This is a genomic window from Deltaproteobacteria bacterium HGW-Deltaproteobacteria-2 (genome assembly GCA_002840505.1).
Classification (GTDB): Bacteria; Desulfobacterota; Syntrophia; order Syntrophales; family Smithellaceae; genus Smithella.
In genome coordinates, this window is sequence record PHBC01000003.1 from 473,565 (window position 1) to 490,339 (window position 16,775).

15 protein-coding genes are annotated in these 16,775 nt (G+C 42.7%); 7 read left to right on the plus strand and 8 right to left on the minus strand.

Annotated features, from left to right (window positions below):
• Window positions 1–183 precede the first annotated feature (183 nt).
• Entirely contained in the window at window positions 184–3,828 is a 3,645-nt protein-coding gene (locus tag CVU62_09205) for a hypothetical protein (GenBank protein ID PKN37886.1), read from the plus strand.
• Window positions 3,829–3,943: 115 nt separating this feature from the next.
• On the opposite strand, the gene CVU62_09210 is transcribed toward CVU62_09205, so the two are convergent.
• Window positions 3,944–5,047, minus strand: coding sequence for a hypothetical protein (locus CVU62_09210; protein ID PKN37887.1), 1,104 nt, complete (start codon window positions 5,045–5,047; stop codon window positions 3,944–3,946).
• A gap of 125 nt (window positions 5,048–5,172) precedes the next feature.
• On the opposite strand from CVU62_09210, the gene CVU62_09215 reads away from it, so the two are divergent.
• Complete coding sequence (locus CVU62_09215) at window positions 5,173–5,385, plus strand: hypothetical protein (protein ID PKN37888.1); 213 nt, start codon at window positions 5,173–5,175, stop codon at window positions 5,383–5,385.
• A gap of 74 nt (window positions 5,386–5,459) precedes the next feature.
• Here CVU62_09215 and CVU62_09220 read toward each other — a convergent pair whose 3' ends face one another.
• Complete coding sequence (locus CVU62_09220; protein PKN37889.1) at window positions 5,460–5,930, minus strand: peroxiredoxin; 471 nt, start codon at window positions 5,928–5,930, stop codon at window positions 5,460–5,462.
• Between the two features lie 49 nt (window positions 5,931–5,979).
• On the minus strand, window positions 5,980–7,365 hold the full coding sequence (locus CVU62_09225) for an aldehyde dehydrogenase family protein (GenBank protein PKN37890.1): 1,386 nt from the start codon (window positions 7,363–7,365) through the stop codon (window positions 5,980–5,982).
• Window positions 7,366–7,689: 324 nt separating this feature from the next.
• Between CVU62_09225 and CVU62_09230 the strand changes: the two genes are divergently transcribed.
• The 3 genes from CVU62_09230 to CVU62_09240 are packed head-to-tail and all read left to right on the plus strand — an operon-like array spanning window position 7,690 to window position 9,317.
• Window positions 7,690–8,253, plus strand: coding sequence for a methyltransferase type 11 (locus CVU62_09230; GenBank protein PKN37891.1), 564 nt, complete (start codon window positions 7,690–7,692; stop codon window positions 8,251–8,253).
• Between the two features lie 26 nt (window positions 8,254–8,279).
• Window positions 8,280–8,921 (plus strand): hypothetical protein, encoded by a 642-nt coding sequence (locus tag CVU62_09235; protein PKN37892.1) that lies wholly within the window; start codon window positions 8,280–8,282, stop codon window positions 8,919–8,921.
• A gap of 9 nt (window positions 8,922–8,930) precedes the next feature.
• Window positions 8,931–9,317 (plus strand): hypothetical protein, encoded by a 387-nt coding sequence (locus CVU62_09240; GenBank protein PKN37893.1) that lies wholly within the window; start codon window positions 8,931–8,933, stop codon window positions 9,315–9,317.
• Here the strand turns inward: CVU62_09240 and glf are convergent.
• From glf to CVU62_09260, 4 genes are all read right to left on the minus strand, one after another.
• A complete protein-coding gene (glf, locus tag CVU62_09245; protein ID PKN37894.1) occupies window positions 9,297–10,409 on the minus strand; it encodes a UDP-galactopyranose mutase in 1,113 nt (370 codons plus the stop codon). The genes CVU62_09240 and glf overlap by 21 nt on opposite strands.
• A gap of 136 nt (window positions 10,410–10,545) precedes the next feature.
• On the minus strand, window positions 10,546–11,394 hold the full coding sequence (locus tag CVU62_09250) for a hypothetical protein (GenBank protein ID PKN37895.1): 849 nt from the start codon (window positions 11,392–11,394) through the stop codon (window positions 10,546–10,548).
• A 373-nt stretch (window positions 11,395–11,767) separates the two neighbouring features.
• Window positions 11,768–12,757 (minus strand): nitronate monooxygenase, encoded by a 990-nt coding sequence (locus tag CVU62_09255; protein ID PKN37896.1) that lies wholly within the window; start codon window positions 12,755–12,757, stop codon window positions 11,768–11,770.
• Window positions 12,758–12,799: 42 nt separating this feature from the next.
• Window positions 12,800–13,525: an enoyl-CoA hydratase/isomerase family protein gene (locus CVU62_09260; protein ID PKN37897.1), complete on the minus strand. Its 726-nt coding sequence runs from the start codon at window positions 13,523–13,525 to the stop codon at window positions 12,800–12,802.
• Between the two features lie 782 nt (window positions 13,526–14,307).
• Between CVU62_09260 and CVU62_09265 the strand changes: the two genes are divergently transcribed.
• Together CVU62_09265 and CVU62_09270 are read left to right on the plus strand one after the other, a co-directional pair.
• Window positions 14,308–15,759 carry a 4-hydroxybutyryl-CoA dehydratase gene (locus CVU62_09265; GenBank protein ID PKN37898.1) on the plus strand — a complete coding sequence of 484 codons (1,452 nt, stop codon included), beginning with the start codon at window positions 14,308–14,310 and terminating at the stop codon, window positions 15,757–15,759.
• Between the two features lie 139 nt (window positions 15,760–15,898).
• Window positions 15,899–16,213, plus strand: coding sequence for a hypothetical protein (locus CVU62_09270; GenBank protein PKN37899.1), 315 nt, complete (start codon window positions 15,899–15,901; stop codon window positions 16,211–16,213).
• Here the strand turns inward: CVU62_09270 and CVU62_09275 are convergent.
• Window positions 16,210–16,590 carry a hypothetical protein gene (locus CVU62_09275; protein PKN37900.1) on the minus strand — a complete coding sequence of 127 codons (381 nt, stop codon included), beginning with the start codon at window positions 16,588–16,590 and terminating at the stop codon, window positions 16,210–16,212. The two genes, CVU62_09270 and CVU62_09275, sit on opposite strands and share 4 nt — an antisense overlap.
• Between the last annotated feature and the right edge of the window lie 185 nt (window positions 16,591–16,775).

The following is a 16,775-nucleotide window of genomic DNA, read 5'->3' on the forward strand; positions in this document are numbered from 1 at the left end:
ATAGCATTATCGAAAAGTGGCGATACTAACCATCCTTAACAAGCATTGACATTCGAGGAAATGCTATGGAAATTTGTCATTGTTACAAGCTATTTAATTTAACGATTTCTTTGTTTCTCATCATAACAAGAATTATCATTCCCTTAACAAATACCGAATCCTTTTCGCCATGGAGGCTGTGCAATGACTGCTATTAGCATCAGAATGTTTTTTACCGGATCTGTCATATTCATCCTCCTGTGCGTTATCGTAATGACATCGCTTTGGTGGCAAAACAAGAAGAGGTCTCCGGAAATTACTCTATGGCTTGTCGACTACATTCTACAATTTATCGCGCTTCTTTTCATTACGTTTCGCGGAATTATGCCGGATTTATTTTCAATCGTTCTGGCCAACCTGTTCATTATCGGAGGCACTGTCGTCCTTTACATAGGACTTGGCCGCTATGCAGGCAGGGAAAGCCGTCAGCATCACAACTATGTGATGCTAACCGCCTTTACGCTTGCATACTTGTATTTCACATATGTTGACCCTGATATTGCGTTGCGTATTGTTACTCAATCGATTGCTGCAATATATATTTTCTCACAGTGTTCCTGGCTTATGCTGCGAGGAGTAGATCGTGGTCTACGGCCGGCTACGAGACCGGCAGGCATTGTTTTTGCGTTATTTTGTCTCGTCAGCGCAGTTCAAATCGCAGTAAATCTAACCATACCTAAGACAAACAATATATTTGTATCCGGACTTTTTAACTTATCTGCGATTTTCATGTACCAGATATTATTCATCGCGTTAACATTTGCTTTGTTTATCCTGGTCGGCCGCAGGCTGTCGATGTTGCTGCAGAGCGAACTCTCTCAACGTATGCAAGCAGAAGAGGAACTGCGTCAGAGTGAAGAAAAATTCGCAAAGGCTTTCCAGACATCACCCTATGCCATTGCCATTACACGCATGGAAGACGGTAAATTCATCGAAATTAATGATGCTTTTGCCAACTTGACAGGTTATTCAAGAGAGGAAGCAATGGCAACGTCGTCAATAATGATGAAGCTTTGGGTGGATGAAAAAGATAGAGAGGAAGTGGTGTCCATTCTTCGTAAAGAAATGCCGGTAACCAGCAAGGAGTTCCTGTTTAGAAAGAAAAATGGAGAAATCCTAACAGGCTTATTTTCCTCCCGGCCAATTAAATTTACTCACGAACCATGTCTTCTGTCCAGCATTGACGATATCACTAAACGAAAGCAGGCGGATTGGGCATTGAAAGAGCGGTTTAAGGAATTGAACTGTCTTTACGGCATCTCTGCAATCATAGAGGAACCGGATATTTCAATAGACGAAATAATGAAGAAAGCAGTTATGCTCCTACCTCCTGCCATGCAGTTTCCGGAAATAACAGAGGCTCGTATCACACTGGAGGAACAGGCCTTTCAGACTCAACGCTTCCAGAAAACACAGTGGATGCTTACACAAAAAATCATAGTGGACGGCAAACAGGCCGGACAGATTGAGGTGTGCTATCTGGAGGAGCGACCTCTAAACGATAAAGGACCATTTTTAAAAGATGAGCGACAATTGCTCATAGCCATCGCCGAGCGGCTTGGCCGTGTCATAGAGCGTAAAATGGCCGAGGAGCAAATTCGCCTTAACGAAACAAGACTAATGAGTCTTCTGGAAATCATGCAGCACCGGTCCAAGACAACGCAAGAATTCCTCGACTACGCGCTTGATGAAGCTATCAAAATCACTCAGAGCAAAATTGGCTATATCTACTTTTACCATGAAGATAGCCGGCAGTTTATCCTGAATACCTGGTCGAAAGACGTTATGAAGGAATGCACGATAGCCAATCAGCAAACTTGTTATGAACTGGAAAAAACCGGCATTTGGGGCGAGGTTGTACGCCAGAGGAAACCACTTATTTTAAACGATTTTCAGGCAGATCATCCGCTCAAGAAAGGATATCCTGAAGGCCATACTCCTCTCCACAAGTTCATGACCGTGCCTGTATTCAAGGACGATACCATTGTCGCCGTTGTGGGCGTAGCCAATAAGTCCAAAAATTATGACGAAGCGGATGTGCTTCAACTCACCCTGCTGATGGATACCATTTGGAAGTCCGTCGATATCAAAATGGCGGAAGAGAAGTTGCGCGAAAGCGAAGAACGTATCAGCGCCATTACTAATTCAGCTCATGACGCGATCACCATGATGGACAACAATGGAAATATATCTTACTGGAATCCTTCCGCGGAGCGCATTCTGGGTTACACGCAAGAGGAAGCCATTGGAAAGAACCTTCATGAATTGATCGCCCCGGAGCGATTTCATCCTGCTCATCTGGCGGCCTTTCCTGAATTCCAGCAAACGGGACAGGGGAATGCCATCGGAAAAACTCTTGAACTGGCCGCGCGCCGGAAAGACGGCTGCGAAATAGATGTGGCACTGTCTTTGTCGGCGGTAAATATCAAAGGGGAATGGCACGCTGTCGGTATTATTCACGACATTACCGAACGCAAACAGGCGGAAGACGCGCTTCGTAAAAGCGAGGAGCGGTACCATTTTATCGCGGATCACACAGCAGATCACATTTGGACAATGGACTTGTCACTGCACTTTATCTATTCAAGTCCCGCAGTAACAAAGATACTCGGCTATACAGTTGAAGAGTTGACAGCGTTGAAGATTGATCAGTTTTTTACTCCCGAATCGCTTATAGCAGCGACTAAAGTGCTTGCAGAAGAACTCCAAACAGATAAGGACCCGGATGCTGATCCGAATCGTATCCGCACATTTCAGACTGAACATTACCACAAAGACGGCAAAACGATCTGGGTGGAAAGTTCCATAACTTTTATTCGTGACGCATACATGAAACCTATTGGCATTTTGGGAGTTTCCCGCGACATTACCGAGCGTAGAAATACTGAGGAGGCACTGCGGCAAAGCGAGAGTTTTTTAAACACACTGCTCAATTCGATACCCATTCCTGTCTTCTATAAGAATAGGACAGGACAATACACGGGATTCAACAAAGCTTATGAAACATTCTTCGGTGCAACGAAGGAAACACTCATCGGTAAAACTGTATTTGATATCAGCCCGCCGGAACTTGCGAAAATTTATTATGACAAAGATAATGAGCTCTTCAAGAGCGGAGGTGAACAGCATTACGAAGCGCAGGTAAAAAACACTTTTGGGGAGACAAGGGACGTCATCTTCAATAAGGCTGTTTTAACTGATAATCAAGGGGCCATCAGTGGGTTAATCGGGGCAATACTAGATATTACCGAGCGCAAGCAGGCCGAAGAGCAGATAAAATATCTGGCAACCCACGATTTGCTGACTAATCTGCCCACTTTGAGATTGGCTATGGATAGATTATCCTCAGCCATTAACATCGCTCGCCGACATAAGAAATCAGCGGCAGTGATGTTTATTGATCTAGACGGTTTCAAAACCGTCAATGACACCCTCGGTCACGACGCCGGGGATTACGTGCTCAAGCAAGTCGCCCAACGCATGCTTTCCTGCGTGCGCGATACTGACACGGTAGCTCGCGTCGGAGGAGATGAATTTTTGATCATCGCAACAGAAATCAACACTCCTGATAATGTCGTGCAAGTTGCAGAAAAGGTGCTTCAGTTGGTATCTCAGCCTATTATTATCGAAGGGCAAAAGGCGGTTGTAAGTACAAGTATTGGAATCGCGCTCTTCCCCGATCATAGCGAAGATATGGACAAACTTATCAAACTGGCTGATGAAGCCATGTATAAAGTCAAAAACGCCGGCAAGAATGGATTTCGTTTTGTAAATACTATGATAAAATGATGTCCACTCCTAAACTCATTAATTTTGATTAAAAAGAATCATCCAATATTGTTTCCCCTCTCGCAACACATGGCACCTTCGCGTTTAATACAAAACAATACAGCTAACTAATTTTTTAAATGCTATCGGTAAAAAATCGTGCTTTTAAAATTCCTTCTGCCCACTCTCCTTCGGCCGTTGAATCCCACACAATACCGCCACCGATGCCCATTTCTCCCTTCCCATTTATGCGATCTATCAAGGCCGTACGTATCGGAATATTAATAAATAAATCTTTGTTGGGTTTAATATAGCCGATGGCACCGGTGTATATGTTTCGTGGCTCGCGTTCAAGTTCATGAATGATTTCCATAGCCCTTATTTTAGGCGCGCCGGTTACTGACCCTGACGGGAACAGGCTTTTAAATAAATTGTATATTGATATATCCGGTTCGATATCAGCGGCAACTGTTGAGGTCATTTGAAATAGTGTTTTATACGGAGTTATTTCGTATAAGCGCGGCACGTGAATATTTGTCCCGATACGCCCTAAATCATTACGCAGCAAATCAGTAATCATTACGTTTTCGGCCCGGTTTTTTTCATCGTGATAAAATTGATGTCTGGCTATGATGTCACTAAGACTCGTGTCGCCTCTTTGCCATGTCCCTTTCATGGGTTTTGACAAAATGGAACTTCCTTTTTTGTATAAAAATAATTCCGGAGAGAGTGACGCGATACTATATTGATCAGTTTCGATAAAGGCGGTATAGGGCACGGGCTGCACATCAAACAGTTTTTGATATAAATCGTATGCATTGCCTTTAAAATCAAAAAGAATCTTCAGACAATAAGTAATCTGGTACACATCGCCCGACTGTAAATATGAACGAATAATATCAATATGCTCAAAATATTTCTCTTTGGAAATGTTAAATCGCAAATTTTCTTTTTTACTTGAATGACTATCAGCGACAAGTTGATTCTTATACTGTTGAGATTTTGTGTAACAGCCTACATAGATAAGAGGAAACCCGTTAAGCGGGTAAGATGAAAATTTATCTTCAAACGCGTAGCCCAGTTCGTAGGAAAAAAAGCCGGCTATATATAAGCCCTGCGCAAGCGCTTCCTCGATCTTTTCAAAAGACCTCGGAACGTCTTCAAAAGAAGAACAAACTATAACTGAAACAGGATTATCAAAATATAAAGCTGGTTTTTCAAAAGCACAGATTATCTTCATACGGCACCCTTTATAGATCTGGATGCCTTATTGTTTAGGCTAGAACATGATCTGCGAATATGCCAATTCGCTTGTAATTACCACCTTGCAGGCGGTAATTACCGGTAAGGTAATATTTGTTAATTATGCGCTCCCCTTACGGGATGCGCTTCCGGTCTTTGGCTAACTTTGTTGGTCCCGATGTATCGGGATCGTCGGCTCGTTATCCTTTGACCGAACGCGCAACCAAAGGGCGCGCAATAGAAATAAAACTTATTACCCTACCGGGAAGTGACGCCGAACAGGCGGCCATTTCCAATCGAAATGGCATTACTTATTTTTCGCGGCGGAGTATATGAAGAAGAAGCGTATATGTCAATCACGAATATGATACCCCGAAGCAAGCTGCAGGGTATCATATTTCCACATGGGATTAAGCATTTTTGAGAAAAACGATAATTTCATTAATATCCGGCAGCTGGGCGATGGGATATACTTTTACAAAACAAACCTTTCCCCCCTCATCGAGAATGACGTTTGCCCGTTGTGAAATACCGTCTTGTTCTCTGAAAAGACCGAGGCTTTTGGCCACATTTCCGTGCGGCCAAAAGTCCGATAAAAGTTTCGTCTGTCTGATCTTTATTGATTTGGCCCATGCCGCCTTGCAGGGAACACTATCCACACTCAAACCCACGGCGATTGTGTTGAGCTTATCGAATATCTTTTTGTTCTTTTCCAGAGACTGCATCTGCAAAGCACAAACAGGCGTCCAAGCGAGTGGATGAAAAGATAACAAGACGCGATGACCTCTCATCTTAGACAGGATAAAGTTCTGACCGAATTGATCCTGCAGTGTGAAACTTTTAACCATCTTTCCCAACTGAATAATTGTTTTTTCCGTCATAGAGCACCTCTATAAATATTTTTTATCTTTTTATTTATTCACATAATCCCTATCTGATAATCCTGAATAATAATTGTAACAGCGAAACCCTGTCACGGTAAGGCGGATAACGCAATGATATATCCAACAAATTTGAACGAACCAGAATGCCGCGCTGATGGGTGAAAGTATCGAAACTTGCCTTGCCGTGATAGCCGCCCATGCCGCTTTCCCCGATACCGCCGAAGGGAAGTTCCTGACTCCCGATGTGGGATATGGTGTCATTGATACAACCGCCTCCGGAAGATGTTTCGCGAAGAACCTTGTCTTGAATTTTCTTATTCTCAGAAAAACAATAAAGCGCCAAAGGACGCGACCGCTGATTCACAAAAGCAATGGCCTCGTCAATATCGCTGTATTCAATCAGGGGAAGGATAGGACCGAAGATTTCTTCCTGCATCACGGGATCGTTTGGAGAAACCTGATCAATGATTGTCGGAGCTATATAAAGATCTTTTCTCAGGGTTTTGCCGCCATAGAGAATCCATCCGCTTTTCATAAGTTGGACAAGTCGGTTAAAATGCCGCTCGTTGATGATTCGGGCATAATCCGGACTCATCATTGGATTTTCACCATAAAACGTGTGAAGCGTTTCTATCATCTTCTCGATAAAGGCATCTTTTATTTTCCGGTGTATCAGAGCGTAATCCGGTGCAATACATGTCTGACCGGCATTGAAAAATTTTCCCCAGGCAATTCTTTTTATCCCATAATTAAGATTGGCATCCTCATCAACAATAGCGGGGCTTTTTCCTCCCAGTTCTAATGTTACCGGTGTAAGGTAGCGGGCTGCCGCGGTCATGATAATCCTTCCGACGGCCGTACTTCCGGTAAAGAAGATATAGTCGAATTTTTCCTCCAACAGATTTTTTGTCGCCTCAGCTTCTCCCTGAAAAACTGTCACATAATCGGGATCGAACAATTCGGCTATCATCTTTTCAGTAGTTGCCGATGTGGAAGATGAAAACTCGGAAGGTTTGACCAGTACGCAATTGCCCGCGGCTATGGCGCCTATTAAAGGCGTAATGGTCAACAGGAAGGGATAATTCCACGGACTGATAATCAAAACAACGCCGTATGGGTCATGATAAATGTGGCTTCGTGACAAAAAATGAATGATGGGTGTCGCTACGTGTTGGGGACGCGACCAAGACCAAAGGTGATTTATTACATGATCAATTTCCGTGTAGAGAATTCCGATTTCACTGGCATAGGCTTCAAAAGGCGGTTTGCGCATGTCGTCATAAAGAGCGGCCATGATTTCCGCTTCATACTTGCGTATACCTTCTTTGAGCTTTTTCAGTTGGGCGATACGAAATTCGACATCTCTTGTTTTTCCTGCAGTAAAGAACGCCCTTAGTCGAATCAACGTTTGCGATATGGATTCCGGTGACATTAATGTTTCTCCATATACCGAGTTTATATGATGGAATACCATTTCTAAATCAAAGATGATATTGAGGCTGCCAGGAGAAGGCGACGAGGCGTATTGTACATAGGTTGAGAAAGCCGACGACGACGCCAACAAAAATAGCGCTTTGATTTAGAATTGGTATAATTATATGGAGAAGGTTTTTGTATGTCAAAGAAATATTTCTCGTAAAAAAGGATAAAATTATAACTGCTTTTTTACGCAACTAACTAATAACAAACGTTTGATTTTAATACAGCATTGGGTTAAATAATTAGACAGTGAATCAGAATTATTTTTTGAGAAACAATGATAAAAAAACTGCTCAACAAAAAACATGTTTGTCCCTGGTGGTTATGCTTTACATTCGATAACCCGTTGCGCAGAATTTTTCATGATCCGATTAAAATTCTCAGCCCCTACGTTCACCAGGGAGATACTGCAATTGATATCGGGCCCGGCATGGGCTATTTCAGCATACCGTTGGCTAAACTCGTTGGACCATCAGGTCGCATCATCGCTGTTGATATTCAGCAGAGGATGCTTTCCGCACTTGACGCACGCGCTCAGAAACATGGCGTCTCCGCAATCATCAAAACACATCTGACAACTCCGGATTCACTTTGTTTTCATGAAAAGGCTGATTTCATCCTGGCTTTCTGGATGGCGCATGAGGTTCCCGACCAGAAAAGATTTTTCTCAGAAATTCACGACCTGACAAAACCAGAAGGGCTTTTTCTTCTGATCGAACCTGTAATTCATGTATCAAATAAAAATTTTTCGCGCGCAGTCGAGATGGCAAAGGAAGTTGGATTCTCCATTAAAGACTTCCCCAAAATCAGCATGAGCCAGAGTGTTCTATTTCACTGCTGAAAAAAAGAGCAGCAGGAGTAATAACAATGACCAAAGACGCAAGGGAATATCAGTACTGGAGTAAAAAAGCTGACAGCTTTGACGCAGCCAATATTTGCATCGTCGGGGAAAATACACGCAATGCCGCTGAGTGCTGGTTAAAAAATCAGCTTCGTACAGAAGATATTGTTCTGGAACTCGGCTGCGGCACGGGAATTTTCTCTACCGTAATTGCTGAAAGCGCCCGGCACTTGACGGCTACGGATATGTCGCCGGAAATGCTGGCAAAGGCAAAACTGTGCTTGCAAAGCTATCCCAACGCCGAAGTCAAGCCGGCGGACGGTTATCAAATCGCCTATGGAGATTCCGCTTTTGATGCTGTGTTTATGGGAAATGTTCTGCATATCGTGCGAGGGCCCTTGACGATATTACGGGAATGTCATCGGGTCTTGAAACAAGGCGGCAGAATGCTTGCGGTTGACTACACGCTGGCCGGTATGTCCTTGATGGCGAAGCTGGCCAAGGGAATGCGTTATGTGAGCAAACTGGGAATACCTCCCAAAGAAAACAAGAGTTATCGGTCCGAGGAACTCGCAGAAATAGTAAGGCTGGCTGGTTTCGAAATCAAAGAAGCGCAAACAATCAAACGGGAATCAAACGTTATCTGCATCAACGCTGTAAAGATTTAAGGCAATTCAATGTGGAGGAACGACGTGAAAAAATATTTTATATTAAATGCCTTTTTGGCATTTGTTGTTTTATGTAACGGGTGCGTTAAAATCACTCCCGTAAAAAACCTGGCATTGCCGCCCGTAAGTATAATCGAAGGGAATATAACCCGGCTTGATGATGGCGGATTTGATCTAACCGATGATTCCGGATCAATCTACGTCAGGGCGGAGTTGCCGGAAAATATCAAACTGAAAATTTCTGTTGGTGAGAAAGTCAAGGTGTATGGTAATTTGCAAGGAGGCAAGAAAAAAATATTCGACGGATATGTTATTAAAAAGTCCTCGGGAGAGCAGATTATTGTAAGCAATCCGTCTCCTCATTTCGGCTTTATTTTACAGAGCTCTTTTAAGTAACATCTTTACCTGCTCCAAAGCTCCGGAGATGACCTGATCCATATTATAGTATTTATACTCAGCTAACCGGCCACCGAATATAACATCACTCTCACGGCTTTGCGCCTTTTGATATTTGGCCAGCATTTCCTGATCAGCTTTCAGTCTTACCGGATAATATGGTTCATTCGGATCATCGCAAGGATACTCTCTAATGACAACCGTGCCTCTCGACAGATGGGCATTTTCGCGATAAAAATGTTTTGGTTCTAGAATGCGTGTATAGGGCACTTCCCGATCGGCATAGTTCATAATGCTGACACCCTGATAATCGTCCAACTGCATTTCTTCGATTTCAAATTGGCAGGACCTCCACCGCAGTTCTCCATAATTGTAATTGAAATAACGGTCTATGGGACCAGTGTAAACAAGAGTCCTGGCGATGGACTTCCAGTAATCTCTTTTTTCCAGAAAGTCTGTTTTCAGTTCCACCGGTATATCCTTCAACAATTTTTCAAAAATCGGCGTGTAGCCGCCGCTGGGCATTCCTTGATAATCATCATCGTAATAAATGTCATTGTAAGTGGTTCTTACCGGAAGCCTTGTGATAACTTCAGCGGGAAGATCTTTCGGATCACAGTCCCATTGCTTTATTGTATAACCCTTTATAAACGTCTCGTAAAGCTCTCTGCCGATAAGACTTATCGCCTTTTCCTCCAGATTTTTGGGGTAAGAAATCGCAGGTGTTTTGGATTTTAAAAACTCTCCGGCTTCATCCGGTGTTAAAGATAGGTTATAAAACTTATTGATGGTTGCCAGATTGATCGGCAGGGAATAAACTTTTCCGCCTGCGGTTGTGAGCACACGATGCCGGTAATTATTAAAATCGGCAAAAGAATTTATATATTTCCAAATATTTTCAGAAGATGTGTGAAAAATATGAGGCCCGTATTTGTGGACGTTGATGTTATTTTTAGGACAATCATAAGAATAACAATTGCCGCCGATATGATCACGTTTTTCGATTATTAAAACTTTTTTGCCGGCTTTCTTCATTTCGTAGGCAAAAATAGCTCCAAAAAAACCGGCGCCGACTACAATAAAATCATACACTTTATAAATATATCCTTCTACATATGTGCGTGGGGAAATGCTTGTACCAGAAGCAGGCAACTCTTTCCATCTAAAGAATTACTATTCTCTCTTCGTCCTGCGCTCTCAAATCAACAGTTGTCTGTTGTTAATCGCTTTAGCCCGAAAAATGAGCATCAAATACGGCCAGGATTTGCGGGTAGAGCCGTGGTTCATTCGACAAACCTTCCAGTGCTATCCTAACGTTTACAGAAGTTCCATGAGTGTAAGTACGAAGATCGACCTTCAATTTTGCTTTCCGGGCCTCAGGAGAGTTATTGAATTGTTCGATCTCTTTCTCAACAATAGAGGACTTGTTTTCCCAAGTAAATTTTCGAACTATTGCAAAGGCCAGACCTTTCATTCTCCAGTACGTCTCCCACATCCACTCGCACTTTTTTTCGAAAACAGCATCGATCCTGGCACACATTGACTTGAACCTGGTCAGCGCTTCCTGCTCTTCTCGTGAATCATTGGGATAAGATACGAAGTGAAGATTTACGAGACTTTCCAAACCCGTATACCCACGCAGTTCTGACGGATCGTAGCCTTCATTGAACCCTATTCTTAAGCTCGCTTTATCCTTATTAATTTTCCACGGCCACAGATCGACGACAACCTTGGCTTTTTTCACACGTAAGCAAAGAGCTTCACCCATCTCACGGGTTAAAATACCAATGTATTGCTCAATGACAGGATTCGGTGCCTGAATAAGAAATGATTTTGTTTCGTGGTCCCATGTCCACGCGGAATTTCCTTGAGGAACGCCGGCGAGTTTTTCGAGAAGAGATCGAAAAGCAGCTAATTCTAAACAGAGGTTTGATTGCACATCACCCGTTCGCGCTTTTTCCATATCCATGGAAAAAGCACCGGATTCATTATGAATCTGGTCAGCGTTCGAGATCACAGAGTCTGTCCCAGCTTCGGCTGGCCTGCCGCTCATTGGATCTGATTGTTTAATATTCATGATCTCCCCGCATCTTTATTGCAGACTAGCTTTAAGAATTTGCCGATTGTTGTTTCCCGGCAAATCTCTTTTCCGTTACAATCCCATATCTTGCAGGTAATTTCATCATTTGGGTGCAGTTGCCTCACTAAAAGAGACGTTGCAGATCGGTCAAGAAAAATTCTTTGATATACAATATTGTTTATTCCAGTTTAACTATAAGAAATTACGTTTTTTTTGTCAATGACAAAAAGCTCTGAGCAATAAAGTATATCTTTGGCGTTTTGTTTTGACGTAAGGTTTTTAAGCAAAAAAAGAATGGCTCAGGCAGCCATTCTTTTTTTTTAATGATTGGATGATTAATTACCGTTAGTTTTGTAACTATTTATTATATTTATTCTTTAAACATATTCGTTACGTATTCAATATCAGTCTTGGCCTTTGCCACGATTCCTTCGATAAGGTCTTTACACGTGGGGATATCCTTTACCAACCCCACCGATTGTCCCATCATCATGGGCGCGGTATCGACCTTGCCGTATTCCCATGCTTCTTTTATTTTCTCTCCGGCAATTAGCGGAATAAGTTTTTCCAAACCGCCGCCCTTTTCCTCCACAGCCAAAACTTCTTCAACAAGCTTATTTTTTATAGCCCTGCCCTGCAAACCAATCGTTTTGCAGATAAGAGCCGTTTCATATTCCTGCCGCCGGACTAGTTCCCGCTTGATGTTATCGTGCACTTCACATTCCTGCGTGGCAACAAAGCGGGTCGCCATCATAACTCCCTGAGCCCCAAGAGCAAGTGCCGCGGCCAAAGTACGACCATCAGCAATACCCCCTACAGTGACAACAGGAATTTTCACTGTTTCGGCAATACGCGGTGTCAGTATCATTGTTGTGACATCGTCATTTAACGGATGACCGCCTTCTTCGATCCCTGCGGCATAAATTCCGTCGTAACCAACTTTCTCGGCGTGCACGGCATGACGCACTGCTCCCACCTTATGGAAAAGCTTGATTCCCGCCTTTTTCATGACGTCTACGTATTCTCTCCCCACTACTTTGTCCAGCGGTGTGCCGGATATTTCCAGCCCGGCAACCCTTTCCTCAACACAAACACGCAGGAACATTTTGTGATGCTCGGGTGTGATATGAACCGATGGCAGAATTGTTACATTTACCATAAATGGTTTGTCCGTAAGCTTCCTTGTCAATTTAATGGCATCACGGAATTCTTCCTCAGTTGAATAGTTCCCGGCAGTCAGGTTTCCCATGCCACCGGCATTAGATATGGCGGCACAAAGCTTTGGTTTGCAAAGCCACATCATCGCACCGCATATAATGGGATATTTAATTCCGAACATTTCGGTAATGGCTGTTTTCATTTTTCCACCTGATAAATTTTTTAATAATTGTTTGTTATTATATCAATCAGCAACAACCAGAACATCGATATTCGTCGATGGCGGCATATGATCATCGTCTAATACTTTTACAATATCGCTATACAGTCTTTCTTTTATTTTGCCGAGAATTCCCCGCTTTTTCTGAAGTGTCCTGGCATAAGCTATGGCCTGCGCCATTAGATCTTCCTGGCTGGCGCACGCTTTTACAATAATATTGAGCTTTTCCAATTCCGGCGCGGTGTAACGATTTCCTGTAAATTCCATTTGTGATAATATATGCAAAGGAATGGCTTTCTTCATAAAAGCGTTCATGCCCCATCTGAATGGAATGCCTATATTTACTTCCGGAAAGCAAAAGAATCCGCGGTCCGACCGCATGAAGCGAAAATCACAGGCACAGGATAATATCGAACCATTGCCGAAGGCATGGCCGTTAATCGCCGCAATTACCGGTACAGGATAAAGAACAAGCGTTTTAAAAACAATGTCCATCTCATTGATAAAATCTCTAACTGGTTGATGGTCATTTTTCTGCATTTTTTCCATAATCCAGTTAACATCTACTCCCTGAGAGAAATTCTTCTCGTCATTAGACGTAATAATCAATGCCGTTATTGATTTATCAGCAATTATCTCATCCAGCATAGCTTTTAGGGTTTGGGCAAATTCAAGATTTTGCCTGTTTTCACCATTGCTCATAGTAATAATTGCTACAGTTTCATCTTTAATCCATGTCATGATAGCCATATAGTTTTCTTCCTTTCACTTTTAACAATGTATTTATCAACGATCCTTCCTTATAAAGAATAACTAAAGAAGATGTCAAGCTAGTGTATGCATTACATTCACAATGTAATTTTAAAGATACGCAAAATCATGCCATCAGGATCCTGATATGAGCTGGAACAGGCGGATGTGATTATACATTTCACAGCAAATAAGCCTTTTATCGCGGGCACACTACTACACATTGTCCTGTAAGGAAACCTTACGACATTATGGCACCGGAAACCTGTTCCGCACACTATCCTTGACTCCATCGAACCACTGGCAACAAGCAACCTAAAATCCACCACAACAATTTTATCAGTTGCCAAATTCTCGCCGTTCAATATCAGAGCTGAGGCTATAAGCAAACTAGAACTTGCCCGACACTAGGACACATAAAAATTGTTTCTGTCGTTTCTCCGCGTCGCTAGCTTAAATTTTCAAGAAAAATTGGTAGAAAATTCCAGCAACAATAACGACCATCAGTACCGCCAATAACACAAAATTGAATTTGCGTTTTTCTTTCATTACCGCCATAGTTTCCCCCCCTGAATTGTTATTTATCTGATATAATACTGTCCCGTTGAGTGCGGAGTATAAAAAGTCCATCTTTGTATGTCAAGGAAATAATAGCGACTAATATTTATGGTATACTATTAAAAATACTGGTTATTTATTATTAATTGATGCTGAACAACTTGGAAATACAATTGCGATACTGAAAATCTTGATCATTCAAATATTGAAGGAGGCACAAAGCAATGACGTTAAAAACAGCCAACCAATATGAAGAAAGTCTGCGTAAAATGAATCTAAAAGTATATCTGCTGGGTGAATTGGTGAAAAATCCGGTGGATCATCCGATAATCAGACCATCTATGAATTCCGTAAAAATGACCTACGCTTTAGCTCAGGATCCCCAGCACGAAGATCTGATGACGGCGAAATCTCATCTAACAGGAAAAAAGATAAACCGTTTTTGTCATCTGCACCAAAGCACTGAAGACCTGATCAAAAAAGTAAAAATGCAACGATTACTGGGACAAAAAACAGCTTCCTGCTTTCAAAGGTGCGTCGGAATGGACGCAATCAATGCCGTGGACAGCGTAACTTTTGAAATGGATAAGAAACTAGGCACTCATTATCATGAGCGATTTATCAAATTTCTGAAAATGATGCAGGAAAATGATTTTACTGTGGATGGCGCCATGACCGACCCCAAAGGAGACCGCGGCCTGCCACCGAGCAAACAGGCGGACCCGGACCTTTACACGCGTGTTGTGGAAAAAAGAAAAGACGGCATTGTTGTGCGGGGCGCCAAAGCGCATCAGACGGGAGCCATTAATTCGCACTGGATTTTAGTTATGCCGACTGTCGCCATGACCAAAGATGACGCTGATTACGCCATTTCTTTCGCCGCGCCTGCCGACGCGGAAGGCATTTCTTACATTTACGGCAGGCAGTCCTGCGACACGCGAAAACTCGAAGGCGGAGAAATAGACGTAGGCAACTATCAGTTCGGTGGTCACGAAGCACTCATGGTTTTCGATAATCTGTTTGTCCCCTGGGAAAATGTGTTTATGTGTGGAGAATATGATTTTAGCGGCGCATTAGTCGAACGCTTTGCCGGTTATCACCGTCAGAGCTATGGTGGCTGCAAAGTAGGCGTGGGTGACGTGCTCATCGGTGCCGCGGCGCTGGCCGCTGAATACAACGGCGCGTCCAAAGCCTCTCACATCAAAGATAAATTGATTGAGATGATACACCTGAACGAAACGCTTTTCTCCTGCGGTATTGCCTGTTCCGCGCAAGGACACAAAACAGCTTCCGGCACTTACCTGATTGATTTGCTGCTGGCCAACGTCTGCAAACAAAACGTAACCAGATTTCCCTATGAGATTGCAAGGCTAGCGGAAGATATCGCCGGCGGATTAATGGTCACGATGGCTTCGGAAAAAGATTTGCGTCATCCGGAAATCGGTAAAATAGTCGAAAAATATTTTAAAGGAATCGCTTCGGTATCCACTGAGAACCGTTGCCGTATTCTAAGACTGGTGGAAAATATCACCCTGGGCACAGCCGCAGTCGGTTACCGCACAGAATCCATGCATGGCGCCGGTTCACCTCAGGCACAGCGTATAATGATTTCCCGTCAGGGGAATCTCGAATATAAAAAGAAGCTGGCTAAAGAAATCGCCGGAATAAAAGAATAATTCATGTGACGTGGTATATTAACATGGTTATATCGATTTGCAGTCAAAAGTATACCGCGGCGGCAAGGAAGAGGCGACGTATGCGTATTATTTATACGTTGAGGAGCCGGTGACGCAGCCAACAAAGGTAGACGAATGAATGCAAATTGATATCGGTATAAAATATTGCGGCGGGTGCAATCCCATTATAGACAGAGCAAAACTGGTGCGGGAGATAGAAAAGCTGCTGCCACCGGAATACAGTTTTTCAAAAGATCAATCCTCCAATAATTGGGACTTAGGTATTCTTGTCTGCGGTTGCCTGACCGCATGCACGGATAAACCAGAATTTAAAAATCTCGCCCGGAAATGGATTACCATCGCCGGGAATTCCGTTAATATGGATAGCGCACCGGAAGAAAAACTAGCTGCTATTGTCGCCAGTAAAATAAAAATAAATAATTTTATGTCCTAATGGGCATAAATTACCATTGACGAACCACCAATATACGATACACCCAAATGCGATGAATTTAAGCCAGTATTGGCCGGTGCCTGAATACTGCCTCCATGAGAACTTAAAATAATTTTGTTTAAGAAAAAAGGGGTTCTTCCCCAAAAAGTCAATTTTTTTGGGGCTAGATCATTAATTGGAGAGCTTGTTGTTCGAACACCCCAGTAGTTTGTGCCTATTGATGTTGAACCAAGGATGAAACTACTGAAGTCAATTGAAATACCGGTCTCACCTGATATGGTGCCCAACTCGCTATCAGACATAGCGGTTTTAGCAAACGATGCAAGGGGAATCATTAAAAATATTGCAATAAGTACTGAGATTAAAGTTTTCTTCATATTGTCTCCTTCAGTTTTATACACCATTTAAATTTACTAAGAATGAAAGCATGTAAAGGCTTCTTATAAATAGTAAAAACTTATACGGAGAAAAATAATCAATCCCTCGAAAGAGGGATTTTTGTTTATTATGTATTGAAAGAAAACTTATTTGCCAAGGTTGACGATCTGTTTCTTTCAGGAAA

Bases quoted from the DNA above. Each gene is read 5' to 3' on its own strand.
- CVU62_09240 (PKN37893.1), top strand. From the start codon at position 8,931: ATGTGGAGGAACGACGTGAAAAAATATTTTATATTAAATGCCTTTTTG.
- CVU62_09205 (PKN37886.1), top strand. From the start codon at position 184: ATGACTGCTATTAGCATCAGAATGTTTTTTACCGGATCTGTCATATTC.
- CVU62_09215 (PKN37888.1), top strand. From the start codon at position 5,173: ATGCGCTCCCCTTACGGGATGCGCTTCCGGTCTTTGGCTAACTTTGTT.
- CVU62_09275 (PKN37900.1), bottom strand. From the start codon at position 16,590: ATGAAGAAAACTTTAATCTCAGTACTTATTGCAATATTTTTAATGATT.
- CVU62_09225 (PKN37890.1), bottom strand. From the start codon at position 7,365: ATGTCACCGGAATCCATATCGCAAACGTTGATTCGACTAAGGGCGTTC.
- CVU62_09270 (PKN37899.1), top strand. From the start codon at position 15,899: ATGCAAATTGATATCGGTATAAAATATTGCGGCGGGTGCAATCCCATT.
- CVU62_09235 (PKN37892.1), top strand. From the start codon at position 8,280: ATGACCAAAGACGCAAGGGAATATCAGTACTGGAGTAAAAAAGCTGAC.
- CVU62_09260 (PKN37897.1), bottom strand. From the start codon at position 13,525: ATGGCTATCATGACATGGATTAAAGATGAAACTGTAGCAATTATTACT.
- CVU62_09250 (PKN37895.1), bottom strand. From the start codon at position 11,394: ATGAATATTAAACAATCAGATCCAATGAGCGGCAGGCCAGCCGAAGCT.
- CVU62_09210 (PKN37887.1), bottom strand. From the start codon at position 5,047: ATGAAGATAATCTGTGCTTTTGAAAAACCAGCTTTATATTTTGATAAT.
- CVU62_09230 (PKN37891.1), top strand. From the start codon at position 7,690: ATGATAAAAAAACTGCTCAACAAAAAACATGTTTGTCCCTGGTGGTTA.
- CVU62_09220 (PKN37889.1), bottom strand. From the start codon at position 5,930: ATGACGGAAAAAACAATTATTCAGTTGGGAAAGATGGTTAAAAGTTTC.
- CVU62_09255 (PKN37896.1), bottom strand. From the start codon at position 12,757: ATGAAAACAGCCATTACCGAAATGTTCGGAATTAAATATCCCATTATA.
- CVU62_09265 (PKN37898.1), top strand. From the start codon at position 14,308: ATGACGTTAAAAACAGCCAACCAATATGAAGAAAGTCTGCGTAAAATG.